Origin of the sequence: Pseudomonas sp. SDI, from assembly GCF_003105155.1 — a bacterium.
GTDB lineage: Bacteria > Pseudomonadota > Gammaproteobacteria > Pseudomonadales > Pseudomonadaceae > Aquipseudomonas.
The window spans coordinates 42,993-65,517 of record NZ_QETK01000030.1; the positions used below are offsets into that span (position 1 = coordinate 42,993).

Here is a 22,525-nt window from a genome sequence, read left to right on the forward strand (position 1 = left end):
TGACTGTTTTTGCCATACCTTGTGTTGCAGTGGAAAACCTCATGCGGGAAAACGATTCGGTCGCGGTGTACTTCGTCCATACCATGTTGCACGGCCTGCGCCAGCGGCCCGCGCAGGCGCAGGCGTTGCTGCACAAGGCGGGGATCGATCCGCAGGTGTTGCAGCAGGCCGAGGCACGGGTACCGGCCAAGGCGTTTGCGCGGTTATGGCTGATCCTCATTGAGGCGCTGAACGACGAATTTTTCAACCTCGACAGCCATGGCATGCCGCAAGGCAGCTTTGCCCTGATCTGCCGTGGGCTGATTCAGGAGCCGACCCTGGAAAAGGCCCTGCGCCAGTGCCTGGGCAATTTCGCCCTGTTCCTGCGCGATGTGCGCGGCAGCCTGACGGTGCGCGGCCAGCGCGCAGTGATCAGCCTGCACAGCCAGATCGACGATCCGCTGACCCGGGTGTATGCCGAGGAAACCTTGCTGGTGCTGGTGATCAGCCTGCTGTGCTGGCTGGGCGGGCGGCGGATTGCCATCGATCGCACCGAACTGCGCGATGCACGTCCGCCGCTGGAGGACGATGCCTTGCTCTGGGGGCCGAACCTGCAGGTGGGCAGCGGGCGTACCGAGGTTGAGTTTGCCGCGGACTACCTGCGCTTGCCGGTGGTCCAGGACCTGAGCGCACTGAAGACCTTCCTGCGCAGTGCGCCGCAGTGGCTGGTGGTGCGCTATCGCAACCAGAATGGTTTGGCGGCGCGGGTTTATCGGCATCTGCGCGGACGCTGTTATGGGCAGTGGCCGACCTTGCTGGCGATGGCCGCGGGCGAAGGCCTGAGCCCGAGCAGTTTTCGCCGGCAGTTGGAGCGCGAAGGCTGCTCGTTCCAGCAGATCAAGGATGAAGTGCGTCGGGCGACGGCGTTCGAGTGTTTGCGCGACAGCGATCTGAGCGTGGCGGAGATTGCCGAGCAGACCGGCTTTCAGGAGCCGAGCGCGTTTCATCGGGCATTCAAGAAATGGACGGGGGAGAGCCCAGGCGGGTATCGGTTGCGGGTGGCGGGCCGTTTGTAGGCGCTGGCTTGCCTGCGACCGGCTGCGTAGCAGCCGTAGCACCTGAGTCCGCGGTACACCAGGCGCAATGTGGATGCCGAGTTTACTGCCGCTTTGCCCGAGCGCGGACCGGGCATCGCCGGCAAGCCAGCTCCAGCAGCGAGCTTTCCAACCCGGATTTACCCACGGCCAGTTCCAGCCCGGCCATTGCCTTGTAGGCCTTCGGCGCCTGTTTGGCCCATTCGATACGTTTGCTCATGTTGCGCTTCCTGTGCTGTTACGTGATGGCGCTCCTGTAATGGCCTCGCCTGGCACCCCGAATAGCCAATCCGGCTATTTGCCAGGAGGCCAATGCGAGGGTATTTGCAAAGCCACTGCCTGTAATCCAATCATTTAATTTCTAGATGCGCGCCGCGCTCGGGATAATTCCCGCTCAGCCGTTATCGAGCCCTGCACATGCCTTGCCAACGCCACACCCACAGCCTCACCTTGCTGTTGCTGGTGGTCGTCGTCGCCCTGAACCTGCGACCGATCCTCACCAGCATCGGGCCCTTGCTGGAAGACATCCGCCAGACCACTGGCATCGGTTACCAGCAAGCCGCCTTGCTCACGGCCTTGCCGGTGCTGTGCATGGGCCTGGTGCCGCTGCTGCAGCCCTGGCTGCGGCGCTGGCTCGGCGAGCGCAGCGCGCTGCTCGGCGGGCTGCTGGCCATCGCCCTGGCTTGCAGTTGGCGACTTTGGCTGGACAGCAGCAACGCGCTGATCGCCAGTGCAGTGCTCGCCGGCCTCGGCGTGGCCTTCGTCCAGGCGCTGATGCCGGGTTTGGTCAATCGCTGGTTCCCCAAGCGCCTGGCGCTGGCCATGGGCATCTATTCGGCCGCGCTGATGAGTGGCGGCGGCCTGGCGGCGGTGCTCGGTTCACGGCTGGCCGAACACTTCGCCGGCTGGCAGGCCGGGCTCGGTATCTGGGGGGTGCCGGCACTGCTGGCGGTATTGTTCTGTGCCACCGTTCGGCCGACGCTGGAGGCGGCCAGCGCTCGTAGCGCTGCCAGCGGGCATTTCTTCGGCAGCCGCCGCGCCTGGCTGCTGGCGGTGTATTTTGGCCTGATCAACGGCGGCTACACCAGCATGGTGGCCTGGCTGCCGGCCTACTATCAGCAGATCGGTGGCAGCGCCCATGGCGGCGGTGAACTGGTCGGGGTGATGACCGTGTTCCAGGTGTTCGGCGCACTCGGCTTGCCATTGCTGCTGCGCGGCCTGAGCGACCGCCGACCGGGGTTGATGCTGGCGTTGGCCAGCCAGCTGGTTGGTTTTGTCGGCTTGCTGGCAGCGCCGGGCGCGTCGCCGGGGCTGTGGGTGGCGCTGATCGGTTTCGGCCTGGGCGCCTGTTTCAGCCTGAGCCTGACGCTGACCCTCGAACACCTCAAGGCCCCGGCGGCGGCCGGCAGCCTGGCGGCGTTCGTCCAGGGCATCGGCTTTATCATCACCGGCATCGTGCCGTACGTGACCGGCTGGCTGCGCGATATCAGCGGCGACTTCCAGGCCTCCTGGCTGCTACTGACCCTGAGCGTACTGCTGATGCTGCTGGTGACCTGGCGCTTTGCCCCGCACGGCTATGCCGTGGCGATGTCAGGTCAGCGCCTGCAAGGTGTCGCGGACCCGGCCCAGGGCCGGGTCGATGTCGAGCAGCTCGATGGCGCCAAAGCCCAGTAGTAACCCGGAGCTGGCCGGTGCACTCAGGTGGTAGCCGGCGATAGGGTCAGCGCTCGCAGATGGCCATTTTTCCGCAGCAGGTCTGCTTAATCGCCCGCCATGTTCTCTATCACCGCCCACAACCGCGCGTCCGCGAAATCCTTCACCACCAGTTGCGCCCCGGCCGCCAGCAGCGCCTCTGGCGGCTGGCTGGTCGACAGGCCCACGGTAACGATCCCGGCCTTGCTCGCCGCGGTCACCCCCGGCACCGAGTCCTCGAACGCCAGGGCCCTTTCGGCCCGTGCGCCCAGGCGCTGCAAGCCGCTCAGATAGGGCAGCGGGTCGGGCTTGGTCCGTGGCAGTTCCTCGGCCACCAGCACATGCTCGAAGCGCCCGCTCAGCCCCAGGGCATCGAGCATGTGCGTAGCGTTCGCCCGTGGTGCATTGGTGACCACCGCCATGCCGATGCGCTGTTGCTCGGCGTACTCGATCAGCGCCAGCAGCCCCGGCGTTGGCGCCAGGGTCGGCGACAGCGCGCGAAACCGCGCTTCCTTGCGCTCGGCAAAGGCCAGGTGCTCGCTTAGCGGCCGGTCGGGGAACAGGTAACGGCACAGATCGGCATTCGCCCGGCCGCTGACATGCGCGTCGAACTCGGCTTCGCTCAGCACCCGGCCGTCTTCCTGCAACAGCTGTTGCATGGCCAGCAGGTGAAGTTTGTCGGTGTCGCTCAGGGTTCCGTCGAGGTCGAACAGCAAGGCTTCCAGCATGGGCAGGTATCCGTGTGAGAGGCCGCCCATCATACCCAGAAATACAAGCTGATCAGCGGGGCTGGTCAGTGTGCGCCGAAAAGAGTACAAATGTACTCCATGACCAGACTCTCTCCCAAACGCAGCGCCATCCTCACCTTCATCCGTGATCGCATCGCGCAGCAAGCCCAGCCCCCCAGCCTGGCCGACATCGCCCAGGCCTTCGGTTTCGCCTCGCGCAGCGTGGCACGCAAGCACATCCAGGCCCTCTGCGAGGCCGGTTTCATCGAGGTCACGCCGAACCAGGCGCGCGGCATCCGCCTGGCCGGGCCGTTGCGCCGGCCCGAGGTGCTGGAGATCCCGGTGCTCGGCCAGGTGGCCGCCGGCCGGCCGATCGGCCCGGACATCGATATCCATGAGCAATTGATGCTCGACTCGCACCTGTTCAGCCGTTCCCCCGACTACCTGCTGAAGGTGCGCGGCGACTCGATGATCGACGACGGCATCTTCGACGGCGATCTGGTCGGCATCAAACAGCAGGCCGATGCCCGCGACGGGCAGATCATCGTCGCCCGCCTCGACGGCGAGGTCACCATCAAGCGCTTCCAGCGCAGCGGCGGCCATTACCGCCTGCTGCCACGCAACCCGGCCTACGCGCCGATCGAGGTCGGCCCCGAGCGCGACTTCGTTATCGAAGGGGTGTTCTGCGGCCTGGTGAGACGCGACTGATGGGGGCCGTGGTCAGCCCCAGGGCCTGCAACTAGTCAGACCATCGCCAGGCGCTGTTTGCGGGTGGGCGCCGGGAACACCTGATCGATGGCTTGCAGGTCCTCGGCGCGCAGGGTCAGCCCGGCTGCGGCGGCATTCAGCTGGACATGGCGCGGCTCGACCGCCTTGGGAATGGCGATCACCCCGTCGTCGCGGGTGGCCCAGGCCAGGCACACCTGGGCCGGCGTCGCGCCATGCGCTTCGGCAATCTGTTGCAACAGTGGGTGCTTGAGCAAGCGCCCGGCCTGGGCCAGTGGGCAGTAGGCCATGGTCGGTAGCCGTTGTTGCTGGCTCCACGGCAGCAGGTCGAACTCGATGCCACGTTGCTGCGGGTTGTACAGCACCTGGTTGACTGCGCAGGCTGGGTTGTCCAGCGCCAGCAGGTCGTCGAGGTCGAAGTTGGATACGCCCCAGCGGCCGATCTTGCCGGCCTCGCGCAGGCGCTCGAAGGCCTCCACGGTTTCTTCCAGCGGGTACTGGCCGCGCCAGTGCAGCAGGTACAGGTCGATGTGCTCGGTACCGAGGCGCTGCAGGCTGCGTTCGCAGGCGGCGGGGAGACCCTGGCGGCTGGCATTGTGCGGGTAGACCTTGCTGACCAGGTAAACCTGCTCGCGGCGCCCCTGCAAGGCCTGCCCGACCACGCGCTCGGCGCCGCCTTCGGCGTACATCTCGGCGGTGTCGATCAGGCTCAGGCCGAGCTCGATGCCTTGTTGCAGGGCGGCCACTTCGCGCCGCTGCTGGGCGCTGTCTTCGCCCATGTACCAGGTGCCCTGACCAATGACCGGGACCGAACGATTACCGAGTGTGCTGCTGCGCATGGGATCTCCTGAAAAAGTGGGCGTCGGGGCGAAGGGCTATCTTGCACTATCCTCAGAGGCCTACAGGAGTCCCTTGTTCAGCGCGAGCTGGATTGTTTTATAATTTCAATCAATCGATCAAAAAAACAAAATTAACAAAACAGTCGGCAGGGGTGAAGATGCAGCCAGACGCTCTCCGACAACCCTTGTCGGTTCTACAACTACAAAAGGCGGATCAGCATGGCCGGACTGGACAAGCGCGTAGCAACCTATGAACAGGCCCTTGAAGGCCTGACCGACAACATGACGGTACTGGCCGGTGGCTTCGGCCTGTGCGGTATCCCGGAAAACCTGATTGCCGAGATCAAGCGCCGTGGCGTCAAGGGCCTGACCGTGGTCTCGAACAACTGCGGCGTCGATGGCTTCGGCTTGGGCGTGCTGCTGGAAGACCACCAGATCTGCAAGATGGTCGCCTCGTATGTCGGTGAGAACGCCGAATTCGAACGCCAGTTGCTCAGCGGCGAACTGGAAGTCGAACTCACCCCGCAAGGCACCCTGGCCGAGAAAATGCGCGCTGGCGGCGCCGGTATCCCGGCGTTCTTCACCGCCACCGGCTACGGCACGCCGGTGGCCGAGGGCAAGGAAGTGCGCGAGTTCAATGGCCGCAAGTACATCCTCGAAGAAGCCATCACCGGCGACTTCGCCATCGTCAAAGGCTGGAAAGCCGACCACTACGGCAACGTGGTGTACCGCAACACTGCGCAGAACTTCAACCCGCTGGCTGCCACCGCTGGCAAGATCACCGTGGTCGAGGTCGAGGAAATCGTCGAGCCGGGCGTACTGCTGCCGAGCGAGATCCACACGCCGGGTATCTATGTAGACCGGATCATCGTCGGCACCTTCGAGAAGCGCATCGAAAAGCGCACCCTCAAGGCCTGAACCGTCCCCGCACAGAACAACAAAGAGATCCTGACCATGGCACTTTCCCGCGAACAAATGGCCCAGCGCGTCGCCCGCGAACTCAAGGACGGCTACTACGTCAACCTCGGTATCGGCATCCCGACCCTGGTGGCCAACTATGTACCGGACAACATCGACGTGATGCTGCAGTCGGAAAACGGCCTGCTCGGCATGGGTGAATTCCCCACCGAAGCGCAGCTCGATGCCGACATGATCAACGCCGGCAAGCAGACCGTGACGGCGCGTACCGGTGCTTCGATCTTCAACTCTGCCGAATCTTTCGCGATGATTCGCGGCGGCCATGTCGACCTCACCGTGCTCGGTGCCTTCGAGGTGGACGTGGAGGGCAACATTGCCTCGTGGATGATCCCGGGCAAGCTGGTCAAGGGCATGGGCGGGGCGATGGACCTGGTGGCTGGTGCCGACAACATCATCGTCACCATGACCCATGCCTCCAAGGACGGCGAGTCCAAGCTGCTGAGCAAGTGCAGCCTGCCGCTGACCGGCGCCGGCTGCATCCGCAAGGTGCTGACCGACCTGGCCTACCTGGAAATCGAAAACGGCGCGTTCATCCTGCGCGAGACGGCGCCGGGGGTGAGCGTCGAGGAGATCGTCGCCAAGACCGCAGGCAAGCTGATCGTGGCCGACGATGTGAAAGAGATGAGCTTCTGACCTGACCTGCTGCTCTGCCTGCGTTGGCCCTATCGCCGGCCGTGCCGGCGATAGGGCCATTGTCTGGGCGATCTGGGCGCAGCGGCTGGCCTTGCACGGGGCCAGCCCGGTGCCACCGGCCGCGGTTTTTTAGCGCAAGGCCTCCAGCAGTTGCGCCAGGCGTGCCTGGCCGGCTGCATCCAGGGCGAACACCGGCTTGCGTGGTGCACCCATGTCCAGTCCGGTCAGGGCCAGGCCGGCCTTGATCGTCGCCGGTAAGCCGCCCTTGAGAATGAACTCGAGCAGCGGCAACTGCCGGTAGAACAGCGCCTGCGCCTGTCCCAGGTCGTTGCTCAGCACCGCCTGATACAACTGCTGGTTCAACGCTGGAATCAGGTTGGCCGCCGCTGTGCACCAGCCCGTCGCCCCGGCCACGAATGCCTCCAGCGCCAACGGGTTGCAGCCGTTATAGAACGGTACCTGGCCTTCGCCCAGTTGCTGCAGCTTGTGCATGCGCTGAATGTCGCCGCTGCTTTCCTTGACCATGGTGACATTGTCGACCTCGGCGACGATGCGCAGGATCAGTTCCACCGACATGTCGGTGCCGCTAGTGGCCGGGTTGTTGTAGAGCATGATCGGTGTGTCGACGCAGTCGCCAATGTTGCGGTAGTGCTGCAGGATTTCCGCTTCGCTGAGCTTCCAGTACGCCGCCGGTAACACCATCAGCGCGTCGGCGCCATGCTGCTCGGCGTAGCGCGCGCGGCGCATGGCGCTGGCGGTGGTCAGGTCGGACACGCTGACGATGCTCGGCACCCGCCCGGCAATGTGCGCCAGGCTGAACGCGGCCACCTCATCCCATTCGCGGTCGCTCAGGTAGGCACCTTCGCCCGTGCTGCCCAGCGGTGCGATGGCCTGCACGCCGCCGGCGATCAGGCGCTCGATCGACTGGCCGAGGGCCGCCAGGTCAAGCCGCTCGCCGTCGGCGCTGAATGGGGTGACGGTGTAGCCGATAATGCCGTGAAAATGGGTGGTCATGGAAACGTGCTCCGTAGTAATCAGTTCAGGCAATCGGCATGCGCGCGCAGGCACTGGCGGGCATAGTAATTGAACGCGGCGCTGTGCCGCTTGGGCCGGGCAATCCAGTCATGTGCTTCACGGCCCAGTTCCGGTGTGATCGGCTTGATCTGCCCGGCCGCCATCGCCAGCAGTTGCAGCTTGGCCGCGCGCTCGATCAGTTGGGCAATCACACAGGCTTCCTCGATCGAGGCGCCCGTCGCCAGCTGGCCGTGGTGCGAAAGCAGGATCGCGCGTTTGTTGCCCAGCGCCGCGCTGATGATCGCGCCTTCCTCGTTGCCCACCGGCACGCCAGGCCAGGCTTCGAGGAACGCGCAGTCGTCGTACAGCGGACAGAGGTCCATGTGCGAAACCTGCAGCGGTACCTCAAGCATCGACAGCGCTGCGACGTGGGTCGGGTGGGTGTGAATGATGCAGTTCACATCCGGCCGCGCGCGGTACACCCAGCTGTGGAAACGGTTGGCCGGGTTGGGCATGCCTGCGCCTTCGAGCACCTCAAGGTCCTCGTTGACCAGCAGCAGGTTGCTGGCGCTGATTTCGTCGAAACCCAGCCCCAGTTGCTGGGTGTAGAACGTGCCCGGTTGCACGCCACGGGCACTGATCTGCCCGGCCAGGCCGGAGTCGTGACCGTTGTCGAAGAGAATCCGGCAGGTCAGTGCCAGCTTTTCTCGCACAGTCCACGTATTATCCGCGAGCGAGCCTTGCATCTGCGCCAGGGCCTGCTTGAGCAGTTGGTCCTTGGGGAGTGCTAATGTCTTGGCCATGGGGAATGTCCTCGGTGGCTTGATGGGGCGTCAGGGCTGACCCGTCCCGGTTGCTTGGAAGGTGAGTGGGGCGGTCAACCAGATGACACAATAAAGGCTATATGACACAAAGTGTCATAGGCAAGTAAAATGTTGCCCGCAGCACGGGGAAAATCTGCATCACATGTCTATGCGATTGAAAGTATTGAGAAAAAAACTCGGCATGACCCTTGAAGGGTTGGCCGAAAAAACCGCCATGACCAAGAGCTACCTGTCCAAGGTCGAGCGCGGACTGAACACGCCGTCGATTGCCGCGGCGCTGAAACTGGCGCGGGCGCTGAACGTCAACGTCGAGGAACTGTTCGCCGAGGACCAGCCCGGCCAGTCGCGCTACAGCCTGGTGCGTAGCGGTGAGCGCCAGGCACTCTCGGGTAGCAGCGGCGGCCCTGGTTATGCGGTGCTGGCCAACCAGATCAGCCAGCGCAGCCTGCTGCCGTTCATCATCTGCCCGCCGATGGATTTCAGCGATTCGACCTTCAAGGAGCACCTGGGCGAAGAGTTTCTGTTCGTTCACGAAGGGCAGGTGGAAGTCGATTTCATGAACGAGCGGGTGCTGCTCGAACGCGGCGATGCGCTGTATTTCAATGCCCAGACTCCTCACCGGCTGCGCTCGGTCGGCGAGGTTCAGGCGCAATTGCTGGTGGTGGTGCACGACGCTGCCGAATAAGGCTCAGGAGCGCAATTGATGGCAACGCTTTCGCAGTTCTGGCGCGACCCGGCGCTGCCGTTCATCGAGGCCCGCGGCGTCGCCGACGGGCGTGCGGTGTGCTACGCACGGCACTCCCATGCGACGTTTTCGATTGGTGCGATCACTGCCGGGCGCAGCACCTACCTCAACGGCGAGCACTGGCAGGAGGTCGAGCGCGGTACGGTGGTGCTGATGAACCCCGGCGCCGTGCATGCCTGCAATCCGATAGCCGCGCAGCCGTGGTCGTACCTGATGCTCTATGTCGATATGGCCTGGTTGGTCGGGCGCGGCTTCGAGCCATTGCAGGCAACGTCCAGTCACTCGCCGCAACTGTTTGCGGCGCTCACCGGGCTGTATGCGCAACTGATCGACGAGCGCCTCGCCAGCGCGCACAAGCGCAGTGCCTGCGAAGGTTTTTTCGATGAGCTGCGTGAGCAGTTGCAGGCCGCACCGATGGCTACCGGGCTGGGCAACCAGCGTCTTGAGCGGGCGGCTGCGTTCATTCGCGCGCATTGCACCGAGCCACTCAAGCTGGAAGACATCGGCGCGGCGGCCGGGCTGTCGACGTCCTACCTGATTCGCGCATTCAAGCAGCAGTACGGGCAGACGCCGCATGGCTACCTGCTGGACCAGCGCGTGCAGTTCGCCCGGGCGCAACTACGCGAGGGCAAGCTGATTGCCGAGGTTGCGCTGGAGGCCGGCTTTGCCGATCAGGCCCACTTGCAGCGGGCCTTCAAGCAGCACCTGGCGGTTACCCCCGGTCACTATCGCTCAGCTCGGTAGCAGGTACGCCGCGCTGGCCACCAGCATCAGCGCCAGGCTGCGGTTGAACATGCGCATGCGCCGGGGCTCTTGCAGGTGGCGGCGCACCACGGTGCCGGCCCAGGCCCAGCAGGCCACCGACAGGTAGCAGATCACCAGGTAGATCAGCGTGAACTGCCAGAGCAGGGCGGTCTCGCCCTGACCGACGAAGGCCCCGACCCCGGCCACGCAGGCCAGCCAGGCCTTGGGGTTGAGCCACTGCATCACGGCGCCGCCGAGCATCGACGGCGGGCGGTTGTCCTGGCCGTCACCCAGGCGGCCGTCGTCGCGCGTCAGCTTCCAGGCCATGTACAGCAGGAACAGTACTCCGGCCCAGTACAGTGCGCCGGTCAGCCCCGGCCAGCGTTCGAGCAGGGCGTGCAGGCCGAGGCCGATCAGCATCAGTAGCAGGCAGAAGCCCAGGGTGGCGCCGGTGACGTGGCGCATGGCCGGGCGCAGGCCATGACGGGCGCCGGCCGCGAGGGCGACGATGTTCACCGGGCCGGGGGAAATGGAGGCGGCCAGGGCAAAGGCGGCCATTGAAAGCATCAGGCTCATGAAGGTCTCGCAGGTGGGTGGGAGGTGGGCGCTAGGCTAGGCAATCGGGGCGGCGGGGTATTGAACAAAATTGCTCTTGGCTTGCGTTCGGTGGGGCATTCATCGCGGGACGAGCCCGCGCCCACAGAACAGTCTCCGGTTCTGGCGTTTCTCTGGGAGTGGGCGCGTCCGGCGATGCTTTTCTGGCTCAGCGTTTGGCCAGATCGTCGCCACTTGGCCGATGGACACCCCACAATCCCCATGTCAGCTTCGCCCAAGTCCCACTCGGTGTGTCACATGGACGTTGTCGCCCAGGGGCTTTTCCTATAACAACAAGGATGTCTTCCTATGGCTGCCTTCGATTACCGCAACCTCGATTCGACTGCCTCCAAAGCCTTGTTCAGCGACGCCATGGCCCTGTCGCTGTACGCTTACCACAACCTCGACCAGGGCTTGGCTGTCGGTTACCAGCAGTACGGTTTTGGTCTCGGCCTGCCGGCCACCCTGGTCAAGGCCCTGATCGGCGGCAGCGACGCCCAGGGTGCAATCCCCGGCATCCCGTGGAACCCCGACAGCGAAGCCGCCGCACTGGCTGCCGTCAAAGCTGCCGGTTGGACACCGATCAGTGCCAGCCAGCTCGGCTACCAGGGCAAGACCGATTTTCGCGGGACCTTCTACGGCGAGAAGCCCGGCTTCGACAGCGCCCAGGTAGAGATCCTCGGTAAATACGACAGCAACGGCCAGCTCAGCGCCATCGGCATCGGTTTTCGCGGCACCAGCGGGCCGCGCGAATCGCTGCTGGGCGACACCATCACCGACGCCATCCACGACCTGATGGCCGCCCTCGGTCCGGCCGACTTTGCCAAGCACTACGTAGCCAACGCCTTCGGCAACTTGCTCGGCGATGTGGCGGCGTATGCCCGCAGCCACGGCCTCAGCGGCCAGCACATCACCGTCAGCGGCCACAGCCTTGGCGGCCTGGCGGTCAACAGCCTGGCCGAACTGAGCAAGGCGCAGTGGGGCGGCTTCTACCATGACGCCAAGTACGTGGCTTTCGCCTCGCCGACCCAGGCCAGCGATCCGTCGCAGGTGCTGAACATCGGCTACGAGAACGACCCGGTGTTCCGCGCCCTTGATGGCACCCAACTGACCTGGGCCTCGCTGGGCGTGCACGACGCGGCCAAGCCGTCGAGCACCGACAACATCGTCAACTTCAACGACCATTATGCTTCGACCGCTTGGAACCTGTTGCCGTACTCCATCGGCAATGTCTCCAACTGGCTGGCACATTTGCCCAGCGCCTATGGCGACGGCCTGGGGCGGGTGCTCAACTCGGCGTTCTACGAATGGACCGGCAAGGATTCGACCATCGTGGTCAGCAATCTGTCCGATGTCAGCCGTGGCTCGACCTGGGTCGAAGACCTCAACCGCAATGCCGAGCAGCACACGGGCAGCACCTTCATCGTCGGCTCGCAAGGCGCCGACCTGCTGCAGGGCGGGCGCTGCAACGACTACCTGGACGGCGGCGCCGGCAACGACACCTTCCGCGACCAGGGCGGCTACAACCTGATCCACGGCGGCGGCGGGCACGACACCTTGCTACTGGGCGATTCGCTGCGCGATCTGGCTATCGCCCGCGATGCCGACGGTACGCTGTACGTGCGCGATGCGGCAGGTGGCATCAGCCTTGTCCAGCAGGTGGAGACGCTGGTGAGCCAGGAGTCGAACTGGGTGTTCTTCAGCAAGGATGTCAGCCATCAGGTGGCGGTGGAGGGCCTGCTCTCCAACGGCAAGGTCGAGGCGTATGCCTTGTCCCGGAGCGGCACGGCGGGCAACGACCTGCTGACGGCGACGGACAAGGGCAGTTGGCTGTTCGGCCTGGACGGCAACGACCGCCTGGTGGGCGGGCGCGGCGACGATGTATTGGTCGGCGGCACTGGCAACGACGTGCTGGTGTCCGGCGGCGGGCGCGATACCTTTCTGTTCAGTGGGCATTTTGGCCAGGATCGGGTGCACGGCTACCAGACCGGCGACAAGCTGGTGTTTATCGGGGTCGACGGCGGGACCACGGCGCCGGATTACCGGGCGCACCTGAGCCAGGTGGGCAATGACGCGGTGCTGAAGTTTGGCGCGGATTCGGTGACCCTGGTCGGGGTCGCGGCGGGGAGTCTGGGGGAGGTTGTGATTGCTTGAGGAAGCCGGGGGCTGCCAGGCAGCCCCCTCGCGGGACGAATCGGATCGCCGCGCGACAGCTTCACTACCGACTGGCGTCGAGCGCTTGCGCCAGATCCGCGACGATGTCATCGAAGTGCTCGATGCCAATCGACAACCGCACCATGTCCCGCGGCACCCCGGCCTTCTCCAGCTCTTCGTCGTTCAACTGACGGTGCGTGGTCGACGCCGGATGGCAGGCCAGCGACTTGGCATCGCCGATGTTCACCAGCCGCACCACCAGTTTCAGCGCATCGATAAAGCGCGCCCCCGCTTCCTGTCCACCCTTGATGCCGAACGACAGGATCGAGGCCGGCTTGCCTGCCGTATAGCGCAGCGCCAGGGCATGCTCGGGATGCTCTTCCAGGCCGGCATAGTTCACCCAGGCCACCTGCTCGTGCGCCTGCAGATAGCGCGCAACCTTAAGTGCGTTCTCGGTGTGGCGCTCCATGCGCAGCGCCAGGGTTTCCAGGCCCTGCAGGATCAGGAAGGCATTGAATGGCGAGAGGGCCGCGCCGGTGTTGCGCAGCGGCACCACCCGGCAGCGGCCGATGAACGCCGCCGGGCCGAACGCCTCGGTGTAGGTCACGCCGTGGTAGGAGGCGTCGGGAGTGTTCAGCAGCGGGAACCGCGCCGGGTGCTCGGCCCAGGGGAATTTCCCCGAGTCGATGACGATCCCGCCGATGCTGGTACCGTGCCCACCGATGTACTTGGTCAGCGAGTGCACGACGATGTCGGCGCCGTGCTCGAACGGCCGGCAGAGGATCGGCGTGGCCACGGTGTTGTCGACGATCAGCGGCACGCCATGGCGGTGCGCGGCGTCGGCCAGGGCTTGCAGGTCGACGATATTGCCCGCCGGGTTACCGATCGATTCGCAGAACACCGCCTTGGTGCGCTCGTCGATCAGTGCTTCGAGTGCCGCGATGTCGTCGTGCGCGGCAAAGCGGGTCTGAATACCGAAGCGTGGCAGGGTGTGTGCCAGCAGGTTGTAGGTGCCGCCATACAGCTTGGCCACCGAGACGATGTTGTCGCCGGCTTCGGCCACGGTCTGGATCGCGTAGGTGATCGCGGCCATGCCTGAGGCCACGGCCAGCGCGCCAACCCCGCCTTCGAGCGCAGCCATGCGCTGCTCGAGGACGTCGTTGGTCGGGTTCATGATGCGTGAATAGATGTTGCCGGCGACCTTGAGGTCGAAAAGGTCCGCGCCATGCTGGGTGTCGTCGAAGGCAAAGGAGGTGGTCTGGTAGATCGGAACCGCCACTGCGCGGGTGGTAGGGTCTGGGCTGAAGCCCGCGTGAATCGCCAACGTTTCCAGCTTCATGCAGTCATTCCTTGAGCGTGGGTGGAAAGCGTCGAGCATGCGACGCCAGCCCGACGCCGGTCAAGCACGTGCCCTGGGTCGACGAACACGGTAAGCTTGCTAACGTTTTTTGCCACCCTTCGTGCAATCCAGGTAATTCATGAAACCCACCCGCATACGCGCCGACCTTCTGGCCGGGCTCACGACGTCTTTTGCCCTGGTGCCCGAGTGCATCGCCTTCGCGCTGGTCGCCCACCTCAACCCGCTGATGGGCCTGTACGGCGCCTTCATCATCTGTACCCTGACCGCGCTGTTCGGCGGCCGGCCGGGGATGGTCTCCGGTGCCGCCGGCTCGATGGCCGTGGTGATCGTGGCGCTGGTAGTGCAGCACGGCGTGCAGTACCTGCTGGCGACCGTGCTGTTGGGTGGCCTGATCATGATTGCCTTCGGCCTGCTGCGCCTGGGCAAGCTGGTGCGGCTGGTGCCGTACCCGGTGATGCTCGGCTTCGTCAACGGCCTGGCGATTGTCATTGCGCTGGCCCAGCTGGAGCACTTCAAGGTCGGCGAGGCCTGGCTCGACGGCACGCCGCTGTACCTGATGCTTGGCCTGGTGGCGCTGACCATGCTGGTGGTGTACGTGTTGCCACGGCTCACCCGCAGCGTGCCGCCGGCGCTGGTGGCGATTCTGGGCGTTGGCCTGTTGGTGTACCTGCTCGAGCTGCCCACCCGCACCCTCGGCGACATGGCGCACATCGCCGGCGGCTTGCCGCAACTGGCCTGGCCGGTGTTGCCGTGGACCCTGGAAACCCTGCGGATCATCGCCCCCTACGCGATCCTCATGGCCCTGGTCGGGCTGCTGGAAACCCTGCTGACCCTCAACCTCACCGACGAGATCACCGAAAGTCGTGGCCACCCGGACCGCGAGTGCGTGGCCCTGGGGGCGGCCAATATGGTCAGTGGCCTGTGCGGTGGCATGGGCGGCTGCGCGATGATCGGGCAGACGGTGATCAACCTGAGCTCGGGCGGCCGTGGGCGTCTGTCGGGTGTGGTCGCGGGGGTGATGATCCTGTTGTTCGTGCTGTTCCTGTCGCCATTGATCGAACGGATTCCGCTGGCGGCGCTGGTTGGGGTGATGTTCGTGGTGGCGCAGCAGACATTCGCCTGGGCCTCGCTGCGGGTGCTGCACAAGGTGCCGGTGAGCGATGTGCTGGCGATTGTCGCGGTGACCCTTGTCACGGTGTTTACCGACCTGGCCACGGCGGTGCTGTTCGGTATCGTGATTGCGGCGATCAACTTTGCCTGGCAGCAGGCGCGCGAGCTGTATGCCGATACCCACCTGGAGGCCGACGGCAGCAAGCTGTACCGCCTGCATGGGACGTTGTTCTTTGCCTCGACCACGCCGTTTCTCAATCATTTCGACCCGGCCCAGGACCCGCAGCAGGTCACCCTGGATTGCCAGCACCTGAGCGTTGTCGACTACTCGGCGATTGCCGCGCTGAAGACGCTGCGCGAGCGCTACGTGAAGGCCGGCAAGCATTTGCGCGTGGTGCACCTGTCGGAGCGCTGCAAGCAGCTGTTGAAGCGGGCAGGGGTGCAGCACTGAAGACCTAGGCCTGCTTTCGCAGGCCATCGCGGCACGCGTCGGATCACAGGTGCGGCGATCCGACGCGTGCCGCGATGCGCTTCAGCCCTGTTTCTTGATGATCGCATCGGCAATGTTTGCCGGTGCTTCGGCGTACTTGGTGAACTCCATGGTGTAGCTGGCGCGGCCCTGGGTCATCGAGCGCATCTGCGTCGAATAACCGAACATCTCGCCCAGCGGTACCTCGGCGCGGATTACCTTGCCCGCCGGGGTTTCGTCGCCTTCCTGGATCATCCCGCGGCGCCGGCTCAGGTCGCCGATAATGTCGCCCTGGTATTCCTCCGGCGTCACCACCTCGACCTTCATCACCGGCTCCAGCAGCGCCGGATTACCCTGCCTGGCCAACTGCTTGGTGGCCATCGATGCTGCCACCTTGAACGCCATCTCGTTGGAGTCGACGTCATGGTAGGACCCGTCGAACACCGTGGCCTTCAGCCCGATCAGCGGGTAGCCGGCCAGCACGCCGTTCTTCATCTGTTCCTCGATGCCTTTCTGGATCGCCGGAATGTACTCGCGCGGCACCACGCCGCCGACCACTTCGTTGACGAACTCCAGGCCATCGTCGCCTGGGGCGAAGCGGATCCAGCAGTGTCCATATTGCCCACGGCCGCCGGACTGGCGGACGAACTTGCCTTCGATTTCGCAGGTTTTGCGGATCTTCTCGCGGTAGGCCACCTGCGGTTTGCCGATGTTGGCCTCGACACCGAACTCGCGGCGCATACGGTCGACGATGATGTCCAGGTGCAACTCGCCCATCCCGGAGATGATGGTTTGCGCGGTTTCCTCGTCGGTACGCACGCGGAACGACGGGTCTTCCTGGGCCAGCTTGCCCAGGGCAATGCCCATTTTTTCCTGGTCGGCCTTGGTCTTCGGTTCCACGGCCACGGAAATCACCGGGTCGGGGAAGTCCATGCGTTCAAGGATGATTGGCTTGCTCAGGTCGCAGAGGGTGTCGCCGGTGGTCACGTCCTTCATGCCGATCAGCGCGGCGATATCGCCAGCGCACACCGCCTTGATCTCGGCGCGCTGGTTGGCGTGCATCTGCACCATGCGGCCGACACGCTCCTTCTTGCCCTTGACCGAGTTGAGCACCGCATCGCCGGAGCTGAGGATCCCGGAATAGACGCGGGCGAAGGTCAGGGTGCCGACAAAGGGGTCGGTGGCGATCTTGAACGCCAGGGCCGAAAACGGTTCGCTGTCGTCGGCGTGGCGCTCTAGGTGTTTTTCCTCGTCATCCGGGTCGGTGCCGTTGATTGCCGGGATCTCCGACGGCGCCGGCAGGTAGTCGATGACGGCGTCGAGCATCAGCGGCACGCCCTTGTTCTTGAACGAGGAACCGCAAATGGCCGGGACGATCTGGTTGGCCAGGGTGCGCTGGCGCAGGCCGGCCTTGATCTGCTCGTTGCTCAGTGTTTCACCGTTGAGGTAAAGATCCATGAATTCATCGTTGGCCTCGGCGGCGGCTTCGATCATGTGCGCGCGCCATTCGTTGGCCAGCGCCAGCAACTCGGCAGGAATCTCTTCTTCGCGGTAGCTGGTGCCCTGGTCGTCTTCGTTCCAGTAGATGGCCTTCATCTTCATCAGGTCGATCTGACCGAGGAAGTTCTCTTCGGCGCCGATCGACAATTGGATCGGCACCGGGTGGTGGCCCAGGCGCTGGTTGATCTGCGCGACCACGCGCAGGAAGTCGGCGCCCTGGCGGTCCATCTTGTTGATATAGGCCAGGCGCGGCACATGGTACTTGTTGGCCTGACGCCAGACCGTTTCCGATTGCGGCTCGACGCCGTCGGCCGCGCTGAACACCACCACGGCGCCGTCGAGCACGCGCAGTGAGCGCTCCACTTCGATGGTGAAGTCGACGTGGCCGGGGGTGTCGATGATGTTGAAACGGTATTTGTCCGGGAACTGCTTGCTTGAGCCTTGCCAGAAGGCCGTGGTGGCGGCGGAGGTAATGGTGATGCCGCGTTCCTGCTCCTGGGCCATCCAGTCCATGGTCGCGGCGCCGTCGTGCACTTCGCCCATTTTATGGTTGACCCCGGTGTAGAACAGGATGCGTTCGGTGGTAGTGGTCTTGCCGGCGTCGACGTGGGCGACGATGCCGATATTGCGGTACAGCTCGATGGGAGTGGTGCGCGCCATGATCGGTTCACCTGTGCGTGGGGTGGGCGGCCGGGTCCTTCCAGTTAAGCAGATGGTTGGATATCTGCGTTGAGCCTAATTGGCGGGAAAGACTGACAATGGACTCAACCGGCGAAATCGGCATCCTGGCCTACCGCGCCTGGCGCACCTGCACGGCTAAGGGTCGAGGCCGGGTTCGAGCAATTGCGCGCCCGGTCCCTGCTCGGCGAGCTGGTCGTGGTGGTTGCGCAACGGACAGGCCTGCATCGACAGGCAGCCGCAGCCGATGCAGCCGTCGAGCTGGTCGCGCAGCATGGTCATCTTCTCGATGCGCTGATTGAGGTCGGCGCGCCATTGCTCCGACAGCCGTTGCCAGTCGGCCGCACTCGGCGCACGGTCGGTGGGCAGGCTCTGCAAGGCACTGTGGATGGTCGCCAGCGGAATGCCCAGGCGCTGGGCGATCTTGATCACCGCCACCCGGCGTAGCACCTCGCGCGGATAGCGCCGCTGGTTGCCGGCATTGCGCGTGCTGTGGATCAGGCCCTTGCTTTCATAGAAGTGCAGCGCCGTGACCGCCACGCCGCTGCGCGCGGCGAGCTGGCCAACGCTCAAGGCCCGTTCCGGGCGCGAAGTATTCTCGTCCATGGACAAATTCCCCTTGACCTCTAGTTAACTAGAGGTTTTACCGTGCCTGCCATTGCATCGCAAGTGCACAGACAACAGGAGAGGATTCATGGTGCGGGCAGACAACAACCTGTGTTTCACCCAACTGATCGAATTTCAGGTGCCGGCAGCGTTGCAGCAGCCCCTGGCCAATGCCCTGGCCAGCCGTAGCGAACGCATGGCCTTCGAGCATGGTGGGCTGCTGGGGGCGAGCATCCAGGCCAGCGAAGACGGCAGCCGGGTGCTGCAATACCTGCAATGGCGCTCACGCGCCGACTGGCAGGCGGCGATCAGCAGTTTCGATCAGGAGCCGTTTCTCGAACTGCTGCGCACTTATCAGGCCCGTGGGGTGAATTTCGCCGCGTTCCAGACCCTCAGCAGCCTCTCGCGCAGCACCGAGATGGGCTTGCACTGCCAGGTGTCGCCGCTGTAGTTCAGGCGCCCCCGGCGACCAGCGCTCTGCCCACACTGAAAGCTCCCACGCCGATGTGCAGAGTGACTGCGCCAGGCGCACGTTCAGCGCTAAGCCGACGCGTAGTTGCATGAGCAGTTGCCCGTGACCCGAGGCTGCTCCATTATCAGCCACCAAGAATAACGGTAGCCGTGGTAGCCAGGAGTGAGGATGAACAGTCAGCCAACAACGCAGGGAGCGGTGAGGGTGCGTCTGCAACAAATGCGCGAGGTGATGAGACAGGAAGGCGTCGATGCGTTGCTGGTGCCGTCGGCCGACCCGCATCTTTCCGAGTATCTGCCCGAGTACTGGCAAGGCCGGCAATGGCTGTCGGGCTTCCACGGCTCGGTCGGTACGCTGGTTCTGACTGCCGATTTCGCCGGGCTCTGGGCCGACAGCCGCTATTGGCAACAGGCGGAAAAAGAACTCGTCGGCAGCGGCATCGAACTGGTCAAGTTGCTGCCGGGCCAGCCCGGTCCGCTCGACTGGCTGGCCGAGCAGGTGCCAAGCGGCGGGGCGGTGGCGGTGGATGGTGCGGTCATGGCCCTGGCCTCGGCACGTCAGCTGGGCGATAAGCTCAATGCACGCAATGTACGCCTGCTCAGCGACCGCGATCTGCTTAGCCAGGTATGGCTCGACCGTCCGGGGCTGCCGCAGAGCCCGCTGTATCAACACCTGCCGCCGCAAGCCACGGTCGACCGCAAGGATAAACTGGCCGATCTGCGCAAGGTGATGGCCGACAAGGGCGCCGACTGGCACTTCATCGCGACGCTGGACGATATCGCCTGGCTGTTCAACCTGCGCGGCAGCGACGTGTCGTACAACCCGGTGTTCGTCTCGTTCGCGCTGATTGGCAAGGATTCGGCGACGCTGTTCGTCGCACCGAGCAAGGTTGACGAGCCACTGCGCCAGGTGTTGGCCGCCGACGGTGTCAGCCTGCGTGATTACACGCAGGTGGCGCTGGCGCTCAGCAGTATCGCGGCGGGTAGCCAACTGCTGGTCGACCCGGCGCGGGTCACCCTGGGGTTGCTGGATAACCTGCAGGGCGATGTGCGGCTGATCGAAGCGATCAACCCCACCACCTTCGCCAAATCGCGCAAGAGCGCAGCCGACCTGGCGCACATTCGCCAGGCCATGGAACAGGACGGTGCGGCGCTCTGCGAATTTTTCGCCTGGTTCGAAGCGCAGCCAGCGCCGATCAGCGAAGTGGATGTGGACACCCAGCTCAGTGCGGCCCGCGCGCGGCGTCCGGATTTCGTTTCGCTGAGTTTCGCCACCATCGCCGCGTTCAACGCCAACGGCGCGATGCCGCATTACCGGGCTACCGAGGCCTCGCATGCACTGATCGAAGGCGACGGCCTGCTGTTGATCGACTCCGGCGGTCAGTACCTGGGCGGTACCACCGACATCACCCGGATGGTGCCGATTGGCACGCCGAGCCTGGCACAGAAGCAGGACTGCACGCGGGTGCTCAAGGGCATGATCGGCCTGTCGCGGGCACGTTTCCCGCGTGGCATCCTGTCGCCGCTACTCGATGCCATTGCGCGTGCGCCGCTGTGGGCCGAGCAGGTCGATTATGGACACGGTACCGGGCACGGCGTGGGTTACTTCATGAATGTGCACGAAGGGCCGCAAGTGATCGCTTATCAGGCCGCGCCGGCACCCCAGACGGCGATGCAGGCGGGGATGATCACCTCCATCGAACCAGGCACTTATCGCCCTGGGCAATGGGGCGTGCGTATCGAGAACCTGGTGTTCAGCCGTGAGGCCGGGAGCAGCGCGTTCGGCGAGTTCCTTGAGTTCGAAACCCTGACCCTGTGTCCGATCGATACCCGCTGCCTGCTGGCCGAGCAATTGACGGCGGAGGAGCGCAGCTGGCTCAACGCCTACCATCAGCAGGTCCGCGAGCGCCTGGCGCCCTTGCTGCAAGGTGCGGCACTGGCATGGTTGCAGGCCCGCACGGCGGCTATCTGAGCCGGTTGTCAAGCGAACGCAAGAAGGGCAACCCGTGGGCTGCCCTTCTTCGTGATTACTTGCAGAGGATGATCATGCTGCGGCTGGTATAGCCAGCAGGGTTGAGGCCGAAGGGGTAGTCCCCTGGCTCCTCGTCGCCTTCACCGGATTTGGCGATGACCTTGTAACCCTTCTTGCCACAGGAGTCGGCGGCCTTGGTGTAGCACTGGTTCCACGAAGAGGACAGGCCCGAGCAGTTGATGTGCAGGCCCTTTCTGCCATGTTTAACTTCTGTCTTGGCGGTCGCCGCACAGCCTGCTAAGGCCACAATGGCTAGGATGAGCAAAATTCGTTTCATTCCTGTCCTTAATACGTGTCCGGGTTTATCGCCCGTGTCGTTCGTGCTGCGTCGTCCTGATGCGTTGCTCGTCCCTGGGTGAGGTAAAAACTTCAAGATTGGCGCTGGGTTACAGCTTAAACAGCCTCCAGTACAGGCACAACGTGCAAAAGCGATTTAAATGAAAGTATTTCTCAACTCAGTCTGCTGCGACCAGTGGCGGCTGCTCGCGGCGCAGTGACAGCGTGGCGCCTACCGATGCGGTAATGATGGCTGCAATGGCCAGCCACTGGGAGAGTGACAGCACTTCATTGAGGAACAGCAGGCCCGACAGCGCACCGAATGCCGGCTCGATGCTCATCAGCGTGCCGAAGGTGCGGGTTGGCAGGCGGGTCAGGGCAACCATCTCCAGGCTGTAGGGCAGGGCCGTGGAGAGAATCGCGACACCGATGGCCACCGGGATCAGCGTCGGCGTGAGCAGCGCCGCGCCGGCATGGGCGATGCCAATCGGGGCTACCAGCAGCGCGGCGATCATGACGCCCAGGGCGGCGGTCTGGATGCCGTTTTCAGCACCGGCCTTCTGCCCATATAGAATGTACAACGCCCAGCACACCCCAGCGCCCAGTGCATAGCCGACACCGATCAGGTCGATACCGCTGTCGGTCTGACCGATCGGGATGAGCAGCAGCAGGCCGATGACTGCCAGGCCGATCCAGAAGAAGTCGATGGGCCGGCGCGAGGCATACAGGGCCACTGCCAGCGGGCCGGTGAACTCCAGTGCTACCGCAATGCCCAGCGGCACCGTCCGCAGCGACATATAGAAGAGCAGGTTCATCCCGCCCAGGGCCAGGCCATAGATGATCACGGTCTTCAGTGTGCTGGCGCTGAGGCGCGCGCGCCATGGACGCAGCAACACCAGCATGATCACGCTGGCGAAGATCAAACGCAGGGTCGTGGTGCCTTGCGCGCCCACCACGGGGAACATGCTCTTGGCCAGCGAGGCGCCGGACTGGATCGAGGCCATTGCAATCAGCAGCAGACCGATGGGAAACAGCGTGGAGGCCAGGCTGCGGGGTTGGGCGTTCATCGGGGTGGGGTGTTCCTTATATATGAAGAGAGCTCACAGGGCCCGCGTATGATGCTCAAGTGCCGCGAGGTGAGCAATATAGTGCGCATTTTTCTTTTATCGCGATCTTTTGCAATTAAGGGTTGACGGCCGATTTAATCTCTCTATAATTCGCCCCACTTCCGGCGCAGTCGAAACGGAAAACTCCTTGAGAATCAACGAGTTGGATGTTT

At 64.3% G+C, this 22,525-nt stretch carries 22 protein-coding genes; 11 read left to right on the forward strand and 11 right to left on the reverse strand.

What is annotated here, in order from left to right; all coding sequences use genetic code 11:
• The first annotated feature begins 41 nt into the window (after positions 1 to 41).
• Positions 42 to 1,055, forward strand: a complete 1,014-nt coding sequence (locus tag DCO48_RS18625) for an AraC family transcriptional regulator (RefSeq protein WP_116552079.1) — start codon at positions 42 to 44, stop codon at positions 1,053 to 1,055.
• Positions 1,056 to 1,137: 82 nt separating this feature from the next.
• On the opposite strand, the gene DCO48_RS18630 is transcribed toward DCO48_RS18625, so the two are convergent.
• Positions 1,138 to 1,293: a hypothetical protein gene (locus tag DCO48_RS18630; protein WP_371919526.1), complete on the reverse strand. Its 156-nt coding sequence runs from the start codon at positions 1,291 to 1,293 to the stop codon at positions 1,138 to 1,140.
• A 197-nt stretch (positions 1,294 to 1,490) separates the two neighbouring features.
• Here DCO48_RS18630 and DCO48_RS18635 point away from each other — a divergent pair, with 197 nt between their 5' ends.
• Positions 1,491 to 2,747 (forward strand): CynX/NimT family MFS transporter, encoded by a 1,257-nt coding sequence (locus DCO48_RS18635; RefSeq protein ID WP_116552080.1) that lies wholly within the window; start codon positions 1,491 to 1,493, stop codon positions 2,745 to 2,747.
• 86 nt (positions 2,748 to 2,833) lie between these two features.
• On the opposite strand, the gene DCO48_RS18645 is transcribed toward DCO48_RS18635, so the two are convergent.
• The gene (locus DCO48_RS18645; protein ID WP_116552082.1) at positions 2,834 to 3,493 is read right to left on the reverse strand and encodes an HAD family phosphatase; all 660 of its coding nucleotides are present in this window, start codon (positions 3,491 to 3,493) and stop codon (positions 2,834 to 2,836) included.
• Between the two features lie 90 nt (positions 3,494 to 3,583).
• Between DCO48_RS18645 and lexA the strand changes: the two genes are divergently transcribed.
• On the forward strand, positions 3,584 to 4,201 hold the full coding sequence (gene lexA / locus DCO48_RS18650) for a transcriptional repressor LexA (RefSeq protein ID WP_165840801.1): 618 nt from the start codon (positions 3,584 to 3,586) through the stop codon (positions 4,199 to 4,201).
• 35 nt (positions 4,202 to 4,236) lie between these two features.
• Here lexA and DCO48_RS18655 read toward each other — a convergent pair whose 3' ends face one another.
• Entirely contained in the window at positions 4,237 to 5,058 is an 822-nt protein-coding gene (locus DCO48_RS18655) for an aldo/keto reductase (RefSeq protein WP_116552083.1), read from the reverse strand.
• Positions 5,059 to 5,277: 219 nt separating this feature from the next.
• Here DCO48_RS18655 and DCO48_RS18660 point away from each other — a divergent pair, with 219 nt between their 5' ends.
• Together DCO48_RS18660 and DCO48_RS18665 are read left to right on the forward strand one after the other, a co-directional pair.
• Positions 5,278 to 5,976 (forward strand): CoA transferase subunit A, encoded by a 699-nt coding sequence (locus DCO48_RS18660; RefSeq protein ID WP_116552084.1) that lies wholly within the window; start codon positions 5,278 to 5,280, stop codon positions 5,974 to 5,976.
• A 36-nt stretch (positions 5,977 to 6,012) separates the two neighbouring features.
• Positions 6,013 to 6,669 (forward strand): CoA transferase subunit B, encoded by a 657-nt coding sequence (locus tag DCO48_RS18665; protein WP_116552085.1) that lies wholly within the window; start codon positions 6,013 to 6,015, stop codon positions 6,667 to 6,669.
• Positions 6,670 to 6,798: 129 nt separating this feature from the next.
• Here the strand turns inward: DCO48_RS18665 and DCO48_RS18670 are convergent, their stop codons facing one another.
• Both DCO48_RS18670 and DCO48_RS18675 read right to left on the reverse strand, forming a co-directional pair.
• Positions 6,799 to 7,683: a dihydrodipicolinate synthase family protein gene (locus DCO48_RS18670; protein WP_116552086.1), complete on the reverse strand. Its 885-nt coding sequence runs from the start codon at positions 7,681 to 7,683 to the stop codon at positions 6,799 to 6,801.
• Positions 7,684 to 7,703: 20 nt separating this feature from the next.
• Positions 7,704 to 8,486, reverse strand: coding sequence for an aldolase (locus tag DCO48_RS18675; RefSeq protein WP_116552087.1), 783 nt, complete (start codon positions 8,484 to 8,486; stop codon positions 7,704 to 7,706).
• 163 nt (positions 8,487 to 8,649) lie between these two features.
• Between DCO48_RS18675 and DCO48_RS18680 the strand changes: the two genes are divergently transcribed.
• Both DCO48_RS18680 and DCO48_RS18685 read left to right on the forward strand, forming a co-directional pair.
• A complete protein-coding gene (locus DCO48_RS18680) occupies positions 8,650 to 9,192 on the forward strand; it encodes a helix-turn-helix domain-containing protein (protein ID WP_116552088.1) in 543 nt (180 codons plus the stop codon).
• Between the two features lie 18 nt (positions 9,193 to 9,210).
• Positions 9,211 to 9,996, forward strand: a complete 786-nt coding sequence (locus DCO48_RS18685; RefSeq protein ID WP_116552089.1) for an AraC family transcriptional regulator — start codon at positions 9,211 to 9,213, stop codon at positions 9,994 to 9,996.
• On the opposite strand, the gene DCO48_RS18690 is transcribed toward DCO48_RS18685, so the two are convergent.
• Positions 9,985 to 10,572 (reverse strand): LysE family translocator, encoded by a 588-nt coding sequence (locus DCO48_RS18690; RefSeq protein ID WP_116552090.1) that lies wholly within the window; start codon positions 10,570 to 10,572, stop codon positions 9,985 to 9,987. The two genes, DCO48_RS18685 and DCO48_RS18690, sit on opposite strands and share 12 nt — an antisense overlap.
• A gap of 327 nt (positions 10,573 to 10,899) precedes the next feature.
• Here DCO48_RS18690 and DCO48_RS18695 point away from each other — a divergent pair, with 327 nt between their 5' ends.
• Positions 10,900 to 12,744, forward strand: a complete 1,845-nt coding sequence (locus DCO48_RS18695; RefSeq protein ID WP_116552091.1) for a polyurethanase — start codon at positions 10,900 to 10,902, stop codon at positions 12,742 to 12,744.
• A 64-nt stretch (positions 12,745 to 12,808) separates the two neighbouring features.
• Here DCO48_RS18695 and DCO48_RS18700 read toward each other — a convergent pair whose 3' ends face one another.
• Positions 12,809 to 14,083: a bifunctional O-acetylhomoserine aminocarboxypropyltransferase/cysteine synthase gene (locus DCO48_RS18700; RefSeq protein ID WP_116552092.1), complete on the reverse strand. Its 1,275-nt coding sequence runs from the start codon at positions 14,081 to 14,083 to the stop codon at positions 12,809 to 12,811.
• Between the two features lie 139 nt (positions 14,084 to 14,222).
• Here DCO48_RS18700 and DCO48_RS18705 point away from each other — a divergent pair, with 139 nt between their 5' ends.
• Positions 14,223 to 15,665: a SulP family inorganic anion transporter gene (locus tag DCO48_RS18705; RefSeq protein WP_116552093.1), complete on the forward strand. Its 1,443-nt coding sequence runs from the start codon at positions 14,223 to 14,225 to the stop codon at positions 15,663 to 15,665.
• A gap of 81 nt (positions 15,666 to 15,746) precedes the next feature.
• Here the strand turns inward: DCO48_RS18705 and fusA are convergent, their stop codons facing one another.
• A complete protein-coding gene (gene fusA / locus DCO48_RS18710) occupies positions 15,747 to 17,843 on the reverse strand; it encodes an elongation factor G (RefSeq protein WP_116552094.1) in 2,097 nt (698 codons plus the stop codon).
• Between the two features lie 156 nt (positions 17,844 to 17,999).
• Positions 18,000 to 18,467: a redox-sensitive transcriptional activator SoxR gene (gene soxR / locus DCO48_RS18715; RefSeq protein WP_116552095.1), complete on the reverse strand. Its 468-nt coding sequence runs from the start codon at positions 18,465 to 18,467 to the stop codon at positions 18,000 to 18,002.
• 88 nt (positions 18,468 to 18,555) lie between these two features.
• Between soxR and DCO48_RS18720 the strand changes: the two genes are divergently transcribed.
• Positions 18,556 to 18,918: an antibiotic biosynthesis monooxygenase gene (locus DCO48_RS18720; protein WP_116552096.1), complete on the forward strand. Its 363-nt coding sequence runs from the start codon at positions 18,556 to 18,558 to the stop codon at positions 18,916 to 18,918.
• Positions 18,919 to 19,107: 189 nt separating this feature from the next.
• Positions 19,108 to 20,910, forward strand: coding sequence for an aminopeptidase P family protein (locus DCO48_RS18725; RefSeq protein ID WP_116552097.1), 1,803 nt, complete (start codon positions 19,108 to 19,110; stop codon positions 20,908 to 20,910).
• Between the two features lie 55 nt (positions 20,911 to 20,965).
• On the opposite strand, the gene DCO48_RS18730 is transcribed toward DCO48_RS18725, so the two are convergent.
• On the reverse strand, positions 20,966 to 21,247 hold the full coding sequence (locus DCO48_RS18730; RefSeq protein ID WP_116552098.1) for a hypothetical protein: 282 nt from the start codon (positions 21,245 to 21,247) through the stop codon (positions 20,966 to 20,968).
• Between the two features lie 178 nt (positions 21,248 to 21,425).
• A complete protein-coding gene (gene rhtA, locus DCO48_RS18735; protein ID WP_116552099.1) occupies positions 21,426 to 22,313 on the reverse strand; it encodes a threonine/homoserine exporter RhtA in 888 nt (295 codons plus the stop codon).
• Positions 22,314 to 22,525 lie beyond the last annotated feature (212 nt).

What these genes read in the sequence shown, in the direction of transcription:
- DCO48_RS18625 (WP_116552079.1), top strand. Translation starts at nt 42, where the DNA reads ATGCGGGAAAACGATTCGGTCGCGGTGTACTTCGTCCATACCATGTTG.
- DCO48_RS18630 (WP_371919526.1), bottom strand. Translation starts at nt 1,293, where the DNA reads ATGAGCAAACGTATCGAATGGGCCAAACAGGCGCCGAAGGCCTACAAG.
- DCO48_RS18635 (WP_116552080.1), top strand. Translation starts at nt 1,491, where the DNA reads ATGCCTTGCCAACGCCACACCCACAGCCTCACCTTGCTGTTGCTGGTG.
- DCO48_RS18645 (WP_116552082.1), bottom strand. Translation starts at nt 3,493, where the DNA reads ATGCTGGAAGCCTTGCTGTTCGACCTCGACGGAACCCTGAGCGACACC.
- lexA (WP_165840801.1), top strand. Translation starts at nt 3,584, where the DNA reads ATGTACTCCATGACCAGACTCTCTCCCAAACGCAGCGCCATCCTCACC.
- DCO48_RS18655 (WP_116552083.1), bottom strand. Translation starts at nt 5,058, where the DNA reads ATGCGCAGCAGCACACTCGGTAATCGTTCGGTCCCGGTCATTGGTCAG.
- DCO48_RS18660 (WP_116552084.1), top strand. Translation starts at nt 5,278, where the DNA reads ATGGCCGGACTGGACAAGCGCGTAGCAACCTATGAACAGGCCCTTGAA.
- DCO48_RS18665 (WP_116552085.1), top strand. Translation starts at nt 6,013, where the DNA reads ATGGCACTTTCCCGCGAACAAATGGCCCAGCGCGTCGCCCGCGAACTC.
- DCO48_RS18670 (WP_116552086.1), bottom strand. Translation starts at nt 7,683, where the DNA reads ATGACCACCCATTTTCACGGCATTATCGGCTACACCGTCACCCCATTC.
- DCO48_RS18675 (WP_116552087.1), bottom strand. Translation starts at nt 8,486, where the DNA reads ATGGCCAAGACATTAGCACTCCCCAAGGACCAACTGCTCAAGCAGGCC.
- DCO48_RS18680 (WP_116552088.1), top strand. Translation starts at nt 8,650, where the DNA reads ATGTCTATGCGATTGAAAGTATTGAGAAAAAAACTCGGCATGACCCTT.
- DCO48_RS18685 (WP_116552089.1), top strand. Translation starts at nt 9,211, where the DNA reads ATGGCAACGCTTTCGCAGTTCTGGCGCGACCCGGCGCTGCCGTTCATC.
- DCO48_RS18690 (WP_116552090.1), bottom strand. Translation starts at nt 10,572, where the DNA reads ATGAGCCTGATGCTTTCAATGGCCGCCTTTGCCCTGGCCGCCTCCATT.
- DCO48_RS18695 (WP_116552091.1), top strand. Translation starts at nt 10,900, where the DNA reads ATGGCTGCCTTCGATTACCGCAACCTCGATTCGACTGCCTCCAAAGCC.
- DCO48_RS18700 (WP_116552092.1), bottom strand. Translation starts at nt 14,083, where the DNA reads ATGAAGCTGGAAACGTTGGCGATTCACGCGGGCTTCAGCCCAGACCCT.
- DCO48_RS18705 (WP_116552093.1), top strand. Translation starts at nt 14,223, where the DNA reads ATGAAACCCACCCGCATACGCGCCGACCTTCTGGCCGGGCTCACGACG.
- fusA (WP_116552094.1), bottom strand. Translation starts at nt 17,843, where the DNA reads ATGGCGCGCACCACTCCCATCGAGCTGTACCGCAATATCGGCATCGTC.
- soxR (WP_116552095.1), bottom strand. Translation starts at nt 18,467, where the DNA reads ATGGACGAGAATACTTCGCGCCCGGAACGGGCCTTGAGCGTTGGCCAG.
- DCO48_RS18720 (WP_116552096.1), top strand. Translation starts at nt 18,556, where the DNA reads ATGGTGCGGGCAGACAACAACCTGTGTTTCACCCAACTGATCGAATTT.
- DCO48_RS18725 (WP_116552097.1), top strand. Translation starts at nt 19,108, where the DNA reads ATGAACAGTCAGCCAACAACGCAGGGAGCGGTGAGGGTGCGTCTGCAA.
- DCO48_RS18730 (WP_116552098.1), bottom strand. Translation starts at nt 21,247, where the DNA reads ATGAAACGAATTTTGCTCATCCTAGCCATTGTGGCCTTAGCAGGCTGT.
- rhtA (WP_116552099.1), bottom strand. Translation starts at nt 22,313, where the DNA reads ATGAACGCCCAACCCCGCAGCCTGGCCTCCACGCTGTTTCCCATCGGT.